Annotated in this window: 4 protein-coding genes and 1 pseudogene; all 5 read right to left on the minus strand. The window is 69.1% G+C overall.

What is annotated here, in order from left to right:
• On the minus strand, window positions 1–3067 hold a 3067-nt coding region (locus ACCC94_RS26150; RefSeq protein WP_413352519.1), incomplete at its 3' end, for a filamentous hemagglutinin N-terminal domain-containing protein.
• A gap of 46 nt (window positions 3068–3113) precedes the next feature.
• Complete coding sequence (locus ACCC94_RS26155; protein WP_413352520.1) at window positions 3114–4814, minus strand: ShlB/FhaC/HecB family hemolysin secretion/activation protein; 1701 nt, start codon at window positions 4812–4814, stop codon at window positions 3114–3116.
• A 167-nt stretch (window positions 4815–4981) separates the two neighbouring features.
• Window positions 4982–5230 carry a hypothetical protein gene (locus tag ACCC94_RS26160; protein ID WP_413352521.1) on the minus strand — a complete coding sequence of 83 codons (249 nt, stop codon included), beginning with the start codon at window positions 5228–5230 and terminating at the stop codon, window positions 4982–4984.
• Window positions 5231–5756: 526 nt separating this feature from the next.
• Entirely contained in the window at window positions 5757–6935 is a 1179-nt protein-coding gene (locus tag ACCC94_RS26165) for a gamma-butyrobetaine dioxygenase (protein WP_413352522.1), read from the minus strand.
• A gap of 10 nt (window positions 6936–6945) precedes the next feature.
• A pseudogene (locus ACCC94_RS26170) lies at window positions 6946–7166 on the minus strand (hypothetical protein); the annotation flags it as partial.

Genomic DNA, 7166 nt, shown 5'->3' on the forward strand with positions numbered 1-7166 from the left:
GGGCGAGCAGGCGGCCGTCGCGGTTGTCGGTGGCGCCGGTGGCCAGCAGCAGGTCGCCGCTGGCGGAAAGCAGGCCGCCCTGGTTGTTCAGGCTGGCACTGCCGACGTCGAGCTTGCCGCTGGCGACCAGTGCGCCGTCGCCGTGGTTGTCCAGCGCGCCCTGGCTGCGCAACTGCAGGTCGCCCCGGCTGGCGAGGGTGCCGCCCTGGCTGTTGTCGACACTGGCGGCGCTGACGCTGAGGCCGTTGCTGCCGGAAAGCACCCCGGCGCTGCTGTTGTTCAGCGCGCCGCTGGCGAGGGTCAGGCGGTCGCCGGAGAGGATCTTGCCGCCCTGGTTGAGCAAGGTGCCGGTGGTGAGGGCGAAGGCGCGGTCGCTGGAAATCTCGCCGCCCCGGTTGTCGAGGCTGGCCAGGTTGCGCAGCATCAATTGGCCGGGGCTGCCGAGCAGGCCGCCGGCGTTGTTCAGGGCGCCGCCCTGCAGATCGAGGTCGACACCGCCCTGGCCGATCAGCTGGCCGCCGCCGTGCTGGTCGAGGCCGGCGATGCGACCATCGATCGCGCCGCGTGCGGACAGGCTGCCGCCCTGGCTGTTGTCCAGTTGGCCGGTGGCGAGATGGATGGCGGCGTCGGTGACGATGCGGCCCTTCTGGCTGTTGTCGAGCTTCGCGCCTTGCAGGCGGATATCGCCGGCGGCGCTGAGGATGCCGCCGGCGTTGTTCAGGTCAGCGCCGGCGAGGTCGATGCTGCCGTCGCTGAGCAGCTTGCCGCCGCGGTTGTCGAGGGCGCCGGCGAGACGGGCGAACAGCAGGCCGGCACTGGAGACCGCGCCCCCACGGTTGTCGAGGCTGCCGGCGTTGAGGGTCAGGCTGCCCTGGCTGAGCAGCGCGCCGTTGCCGCTGTTGTCCAGCGCACCGGCCAGTTGCAGCCAGACGCTGTTCTGGCTGTTCACCCGGCCACCCTGGCTGTTGTCCAGGCTTTGCCCGGTGATGCTCAGGCCGTCGCGGCCGGACAGCGTGCCGGCGCGGTTGGCGAGGCGCTGTACCTGCAGGTCGAGCCCGGCGTCGCCGATCACCTTGCCGGCGCCGTTGTCCAGGCTGGCGGCCTGCACAGCAACCTTGGCGCGGCTGGATATCTCGCCGCCCTGGTTGAGCAAATCGATGCCCTTGACGGTGACGCCGTTGTTGGCGGCAACCAGGCCGCCGTTGCGGTTGTCGAGCTGCCCGGCTTCGAGGCTCAGCGCGCCCTGGGCGAGCAGTTCGCCGCCCTGCTGGCCGAAGCTGTCGGCCTTGGCCTGCAGGTCGCCCTTGGCGCTCACGCTGCCCTTGGTGTTGTTCACCTGACCGGCCGTCAGGCGCAGTGCCGCGCCGCTGTCGAGGGCGCCGCCCTGGCTGTTGTCCAGCTGGCCGACGTCGATCTTCAGCTCGCCCAGGCTGCTGATCACGCCCAGCGCGCTGTTGTTCAGGCTGGCCCCGGACAGGGTCACGCCGGCGTCGCCGACCACCAGCCCGCCCCGGTTGTCGAGGTTGCCGGCCTGCACGCCGAGCGCGCCCTTGGCCGAGAGCAGGCCATCGGCCTGGTTGTCGAGCTTCTGCTGGACGCGGGCCTGCAGGGTGCCGTTGCTGACCAGGGTGCCCTTGCCGCTGTTGTCGAGGCTGTCGAGGGTGAAGTCCAGCGACTGCTCGGCGGAGAACAGGCCCAGGCGGTTGTCCAGCGCGCCGCCGCTGACTTGCAGGCGGTTGGCGACGGCCTGGCCGTTGCGGTTGTCCAGGCGCGCGGCGCTGAGGTTCAGCTGGTCGCTGGCAAGCAGGCGGCCCTGGCGGTTGTCCAGGTTGGCGGCATTGACGCGGGCGGTGGCGCCCTTGAGCGCGCCGCCCTGGTTGTCCAGGGTGCCGCTGGCGCTGGCGTCCAGGTTGCGGCTGGCGACCACGCTGCCGCTGTTGCGCAGGTTCTGCGCGCTGATCGCCACGTCGCCCTGGGCGTTGCGGCTGTTGTCCGGATTGACGCCGGCTTCGACGACGCCACTGTTGCTGACCTGCGCGGCAGTGAGCGCGACACGCTGGCCGGCGGCGAGGCTCTGGCTGTTGCTGAGCTGGCCGCTGGCGCTCAACTCGGCGGTGCCCGTGGCGTAGGTCGGGCCGCTGAGCGCGATGGCGCCGGCCCTGGCGCGCAGGCTGCCGGCGGCGCTGGTCTGCGCCAGGCTCAGTTGACCATTGGCGTCGATCTGGATATCGCCGGCGCTGGCCGCCATGTTGCCGGCCAGCTTCACGCCCACGCCCTGCTCGGTGCCCACCAGGCGGATCGCGCCAGCATACATGCCGCCCAGCGCCGAGCTGTCGATGGCCAGTTGCGGCTTGGCGCTGCCGTCGTCGGCCTTGGCGGTGGCGGCGAGGGTCTCGGCGTCCACCTGGTTGCGCCCGGCCACCACCGTGAGCTGCTTGGCGTAGAGATCGGCGTTGAGCCTGGCGCTGCGGGTGATCAGTTCGAACTGGTCGAGGTTGCTGGCGTTCAGGCCGGCGCCCTCGACAGCGATCTCGCCGCCGTCGACGTCATAGCCGCGCAGGCGCTCGCCGTCCATCAGCGGCTTGCCGGTGGTCAGGGTCGCGCGCGGGGTGTTGATGAAGCCGCAGCCGTTGCAGGTAATGCCGTGGGGGTTGGCGACGATGACGTGGGCGGACTGGCCGGCCACCTCGGTGTAGCCGCGCAGTTGGGATGGGTTGGCGCCGGTGACTTCGTTGAGGATCCGGTTGGCCGCGCCGCCCTTGAGGTTGGGGTTGCCGACGATGATGCCGCCCAGCTGGGTGGACTGCGTCTTGCCGGTGGCGTTGTTGAGGATCAGGCCGTTCTGCCCGACGTTGTAGTCGCTGAACTTGTTGTGGGACAGGCCCGCGCCGTTGGGCGTGGCGATGTTCACCACAGGGACGCCGTTGCCCGCCGCGCCCAGGTGCGTATTGCCACCGGCTGCAGCATCCACCGCCAGTTCGGCCGCGGCCGCCACGATGGGGTTGAGGATCAGGATGCCGGCAAGCACGCTGGCAATGGCCTGGTACAACGGATGGCGAACGTCCATGTGGGAATCTCCCCAGTACTGGCTACTAGCTAAAGAGCGAATCGGTTCAGAAGAAGAGGTCGACGCGGAAATACACCGGGTGCTCGCGTCGCTCGATGAGGTCGGGGCGCTCCAGCGAGCGCGCCAGGGTCACGGAGGCGGCGGCGTACTGCCCGCGCGCGCTGAACTCCACGCCATGGCCGCTCATGCGCCCGGAGAGCCCCGGGTTGTATTGGCCGTGCTCGATGGCGCCGACGTCGTAGGCGTAGGCCACGCCGTACTCCTGCACCCAGGGCAGCAGCGGCTCCCAGGTGACGGCGCGGCGCCAGCGCAGCTGGTTGCGCCAGTAATAGCCGGAGTCGCCGGAGAGGGTCTGGTCCTTGAAGCCGCGGATCGAGCTGAGGCCCCCCAGGCTGATGCGCTGCGGACTGTAGAGCACGTCTTCGCTGTGCTGGCCGGTGGCGAGGCTTTCGAAGCTGAAGGCTTCGTCCCACAGCTTGAAGGGCTGCAGGTAGCTCAGGGTCAGGCTGTACTTGTTGTAGCGGGCGGTGGGGCTGCCGTGTGGGGCGTCGTGGTCGTCGTCCTGCGCGCCGAAGGCGCCGACGCCGCGCTGCCAGCCGATGTCGGCGTTGACGAAGGCGCTGCCGATGCGCCGGCCATGGTTGAAGCCCAGGCTGAATTCGCTGAGGTGGGTGCTGGAAACGTCGAGCAGGGTGTCGTCGATGTAGTTGCGCGTGCGCTGGTGGCTGAGGCCGAAGTTCACCCCGGTCTTGCTCACGTCGTCGCGAAACAGCACGCGCTGGGCGCCCAGCTGGTGGGTCTCGTTGTCGCCGTCGTACTTGAAGGCGAAGCCGGCATCCTCGTTGCGGGTGCGGTAGTAGTTGCGGCTGTAGCTGTAGTTGAAGGTCCACCAGCCGTAGGGAACGCTGTACCACAGGCTCTGGTTGTCGGAGTGCTTCCAGTGGTCGCTGACCACATCCTGGCCGTAGCGCAGGCCGAACTGGTCGGCCAGGCCCAGCGGGCTGTCCCAGTCCAGCCCGACGCCGGCCTGCTGTTCGCCGGAAGTCGAGTCGCCGTTGTTGTCGCGGCTGGCGGAGACGCGCCAGGGTTTGCTGCGCTCACCCTTGAGCTGCACGCGGCTGCCGCCCACTTCCTTGCCCGGCACCAGCTCCATCTGCGCCTGGCGCGAGGGCAGGCGGTTGACCTGGTCGACCAGCTGCTCCAGGTCGCGCAGGTTCAGGACATCGCCGGTGGCGCCGGGAAAGGTCATGGCCAGTTCGCGCTCGCTGGCCAGTTCCGACTGGTCGAAGCCCTCGAAACGACCCTCGACCACGACGATCTTCAGCTCGCCGCTGGAAAGGTCCTGCTGCGGCAGGTAGGCGCGGGTGGTGACGAAGCCACGCGACAGGTAGTGGTCGGTGATGCCCTTGAGCAGCTCGTTGAGCTGGTTGACCCCCAGGCATTTCTCCCGATACGGCGCCAGCAGCTTCTCGCGAGCGCGCGCGTCGAGGTGCTCGGCGCCTTCCAGGGTGATGGTGCGGATGGTGAAGCAACGCGTATCCGGCGCGCTGGTCGCCGGCGCCTCGGCCGGCGCCTTGCCGGGCAGCTGCTGGAGCTCTTCCAGGCGCTGGCGCTGTTCGCGCAGCAGTTGTTCCTGGCGCTGGCGCTGCAGGTCGTTGTCACCCGGCGAGGGCAGTGGTGCGGCAAAGCTTGCCGAGGCACAGCAGAATGCCAGGAGCGGCATCCAGCCACGGTAGAGAGCATGCATCCTTACAATCCCTGTCTTCTGGCCGTACGGCCAGTCCGTCCCAAAAAACGGATTGGATCATATTTGATACATGATGCCTTTAGGCCACCACCCCGACGAACTGTAAGACATTTCCCAATTTCTGGGAGATGCCGCGCACAAATTACCCGTAGCTGTGCGCCTGATTGTCACACTTTGGGGACAAGTGCCGGCAGCAACTGCCGGGAGATCGCCTCGCGCACGGCGGGCAGCAGCGTGGCGTTGCCGGCCAGCATGCTTTCGACCAGCCGGCGCAGCGCCAGGGAACGCTCCGGCGTCAGGCCGCGCACGGCGTATTCGCAGGCCTGCTCGGCGCTGGCGTCCGGCGGCACGGCGAAGCCCAGCGCCTGCAGGCGTTCGCGGAAATCGTCCTGGTCGATCAGGTCGGCGTGCATCATCGCGGGTCTCCTTGGAAGCGGCTGGGTCTGTCTCGATTCTGGTAAGCCCGACCGGAAGCGGCAAGCACCTGCCCGACGGAATGTCCGCGGCGGGCACGCGCAGGTCGTTTTCGGCTAACCGGGGCGGCGGCGCGGCGCGCAGACTGGCTTCCATACCCCGCGGCCGGCACCGGCTCGGTTGCGGGGCCTCGCACACTGAGAGCCTGATCCGGCTCGATTTGTCCCCTGCCGCGCGTCGGGCGCCGCAGGGGATTTTTTTGTCCGGCTTTTTGTAGGGGCGAGGGGGACTAGCTCGCCTGGCGGGTGTCCGGCGACTTCGGAGCGGGGCGGTTCGCGAGCAAGCTCGCTCCTACACGGGGAGGTACGCCGCACGGGCCAGCCCGCTCCGCTCCGAAGGAAGAGGGAGCTGTCCGTGTCGGCTGACGCATTGGTTTCAGCCTGCTCCGCACGGTCCCCTCTCCCTTCAGGGAGAGGGTGAATCCCAGGTACGAAGTTTCAGAAGGACCAGCCAGTCACTCCTGCACACTCAGCGCTCACGCTGCAGCACCAGGATGCGCGACAGCAGTTCGTCGCGGTCGATGTAGCAACCCTGCAGGTGCCGCTCGCCGCTGGCGGGGTCGAACGCGGTGCGGGCGTGCAGGGTGCGGCGGTTGTCGAAGCACCACATCTGCCCGGCGCGCAGTTTCTGTTGCAGGCGGAAGCGCGGGTCACGGGTGAGCGTGAGGAAGGCGCGCCAGGCGTGGTACAGCGCGTCCATGCGCTCGGCCGGCGCGTCGAAGGGGCCGCGCAGGAAGTTGGCGATGCGGATTTCGCTGATCTCGCCGCGCGCGTCCAGGGCGATCACCGGTGCCAGGCAGCGGTAGTCGCTGCGGCGGTCCTTGTTGCGGAACTCGATGGGCATCTCGCAGAGCGTGCGGAAGTCTTCCGGCGCTTCTTCGCGCAGCGCCTGGGCGATGGCGAAGCCGTCGACGAACACGCTGTCGCCGCCGTCGGCATCGTTGACCAGGCAATGCAGGAATTGCAGCCCCGGTTGCAGCTCGCGGGTCGGCAGGTCGGTGTGCAGCGGCAGGTTGAAGGCGGTGTAGGCGTTGCTGTCGGCGGCCGCGGCCTTGGATTTCACGTCGAACAGCACGCCGAAATTGGTCTCGCGGATGAAGGCGATGCGCTGGGCGATGCGGTGCAGGGAGCCGGGCGCAGTGGGCACGCCGTCCACGCGGCTGAGGCCGAGGTCGCGCAGGGCGAGCATCCATTCCAGCAGCGCCGAGTCGTCATCCATCAGCTGATCGTGCTGGAACACCGGCACCTCGAAATCGCGGCGCCAGACGCGGGTGGTCTGGTGCGCGGCCAGGCGCTCGGCGCGGGAGTCGTCGTCATAGGCGTGGGCGCGCAGCCAGCCGGGGTCGAAGCGGCTGCGGTGGCCGTCCTGCCAGTCGATGCACAGCTGGCCCTGGTCCAGGCTGGCGCGGGACGGCGCGAGGTTCGCGGGGACGTCGATGATTTCCAGCACCTGCTCGCGGGTAACGCTGTAGACGCACTCGCCGCAGGGGCAGTTGTCGCGCAGCCACTGGTGATGGAAGGGGCTGACGCGGCCGTCGGCCCAGAGCACTTCGAGGCGGTTCTCCAGCGGGCGCAGGCTGGCCAGGGCGGCGGTCAGCCGGTAGGTGCGCCAGTCGGCGATGCCAGGGTTTTCCAGGGTGGTCTGCATGCGTTCCTCCTCATCGACTCAGGTTGCGGCGCAGGGCCGCGATCAGGGCGCCGCGCAGGGCATCCACTTCCGCCACGCGCCGGGCGCGCAGGCAGCCGTGGACCAACCCGGCACCGGGGAAGTAATCCACCGCCACGCCGGCTTCGCGCAGGCGGTCGCGGTAGCGTTCCAGCTCGGCGATGCTGCGGCTGCCCTGCTGTTCGCTGGTGCCTTCGACCACGCGGTCGATCA

Origin of the sequence: Pseudomonas sp. Pseusp97 (assembly GCF_047304025.1) — a bacterium.
Taxonomy (GTDB): Bacteria; Pseudomonadota; Gammaproteobacteria; order Pseudomonadales; family Pseudomonadaceae; genus Pseudomonas.

Bases quoted from the DNA above. Each gene is read 5' to 3' on its own strand.
- ACCC94_RS26155 (WP_413352520.1), bottom strand. From the start codon at position 4,814: ATGCATGCTCTCTACCGTGGCTGGATGCCGCTCCTGGCATTCTGCTGT.
- ACCC94_RS26160 (WP_413352521.1), bottom strand. From the start codon at position 5,230: ATGATGCACGCCGACCTGATCGACCAGGACGATTTCCGCGAACGCCTG.
- ACCC94_RS26165 (WP_413352522.1), bottom strand. From the start codon at position 6,935: ATGCAGACCACCCTGGAAAACCCTGGCATCGCCGACTGGCGCACCTAC.